Raw genomic sequence first — 1702 nt, forward strand, 5'->3', positions numbered from 1 at the left:
GACAACCACCAGGCGCGGTCATCGGCCTCGTTGATCGCCACCGCCGCGAGCAGGTGCTCGTTGAAATGGGCGCAGGCGAAGAACTGGCGCCGGGCCAGGTGGTGCTCGATGAAGTCTTCCACGCCACTGGCCGGTAGCCGCGTGACCGGGGCGTCCTCGAAAATGCGCTGTAGGTCGAGGCGCAGGTGCTCGTCGGCGCTCCAGCGGGCGTGGTCGATATACACAAGCGTCACTGGCATGGCGAGATCCTCTGGGCTTGGCGCGGGTCGCGATCGTCACGTTCGTGACGCAGCGACATGTCGCGCATTGTAGCGGATGGGGTCATCGATTCTCTATAATGGCGGCTTTGCTTGTCGAACAAGTCCAGGCCGAGGCCGCGAGCCTTGCCACCTCAACGTGCGCGCCAGCGCAGGAGAAGCCCCATGTCAGCGCGAATTGCCACGGTCAGCCGTGACACCAACGAAACGCAGATCACCGTCAGCATCGACCTCGATGGCAAAGGCCACCTGAAGGGCGAGTCCGGCGTCGCGTTTCTGGATCACATGCTCGACCAGGTGGCGCGCCACGGGTTGATCGACATCACCATGGACGTCAAGGGTGACCTGCACATCGACGATCACCACACCGTCGAGGACTTGGGCATCACCCTGGGCCAGGCGTTCAACGAGGCGGTGGGCGACAAGCGCGGCATCGTGCGTTACGGCCACGCCTACGTGCCGCTGGATGAAGCGCTTTCGCGCGTGGTGGTGGATTTCTCCGGCCGCGCCGGGCTTTTCATGAACGCCACCTTCACCCGCGACACCATCGGCACCATGGATACGCAGCTGTTCAGCGAGTTCTTTCATGGCTTCGTCAATCACGCCCGCGTGACGCTGCACATCGACAACCTCAAGGGCGACAACGCCCACCATCAGGCGGAAACCATCTTCAAGGCCTTTGGCCGGGCGCTGCGCATGGCGCTTGCCGAGGATCCGCGCATGGCCGGGCAGATGCCGTCCACCAAGGGAACGCTGTGAGGCCGGCAAAAGGCCCGATCCGTTCGCCACTCACCTCAAGGAGCGCGACATGACCATCGCCGTCATCGATTATGGAATGGGCAACCTGCATTCCGTGGCCAAGGCGCTTGAACACGTCACCCATGAAAACGTCGTCATCACCCGCGACCCCCGGCGCATTCTGGGCGCCACCCGCGTGGTGCTGCCAGGCCAGGGCGCGATTCGCGACTGCGTGGGCGAACTCGAGCGCACCGAACTGCGCGGCCTGGTCGACGATATTCTCACCCGCCAGGCAAAGCCGCTCCTGGGTATCTGCGTGGGTCAGCAGATGCTGATGGAGAAAAGCGAGGAGAACGGCGGCGTCGACTGCCTGGGCTTTTTCCGCGGCAGCGTCGACCGCTTCCCGCTGGACATGCGCGACGAGCACGACCAGCGCCTGAAGGTGCCTCACATGGGCTGGAACCGGCTCCATCAGCACCACGACCACCCGCTGTGGGCAGGCATCGACGACGCCGAGCGCTTCTACTTCGTCCACGGCTACTACGTCAATGCAGGCGACGACGCCGAGGTCTACGGCACCACCGAGTACGGCCGGGTCAACGCCCACGTGGCGATCGGGCGCGAGGCCACCTTCGCCGTGCAGTTCCACCCGGAAAAGAGCGCCCGCGCCGGCCTTCGCCTGCTCGAAAACTTCGTTACCTGGACGC

At 64.5% G+C, this 1702-nt stretch carries 3 protein-coding genes; 2 read left to right on the plus strand and 1 reads right to left on the minus strand.

Annotation, left to right across the window (positions count from 1 at the left end):
• On the minus strand, positions 1 to 239 hold a 239-nt coding region (locus BIS11_RS16775; protein WP_253586612.1), incomplete at its 3' end, for an acetyl-CoA sensor PanZ family protein.
• Positions 240 to 422: 183 nt separating this feature from the next.
• Between BIS11_RS16775 and hisB the strand changes: the two genes are divergently transcribed.
• Positions 423 to 1016: an imidazoleglycerol-phosphate dehydratase HisB gene (gene hisB, locus BIS11_RS16780; RefSeq protein ID WP_227389737.1), complete on the plus strand. Its 594-nt coding sequence runs from the start codon at positions 423 to 425 to the stop codon at positions 1014 to 1016.
• 49 nt (positions 1017 to 1065) lie between these two features.
• The coding region (gene hisH / locus BIS11_RS16785) for an imidazole glycerol phosphate synthase subunit HisH (RefSeq protein WP_253586613.1) at positions 1066 to 1702 on the plus strand (637 nt) is incomplete at its 3' end.

The organism is Halomonas sp. 707D4 (assembly GCF_024158685.1).
In the GTDB taxonomy this organism is placed as follows: Bacteria; Pseudomonadota; Gammaproteobacteria; order Pseudomonadales; family Halomonadaceae; genus Vreelandella.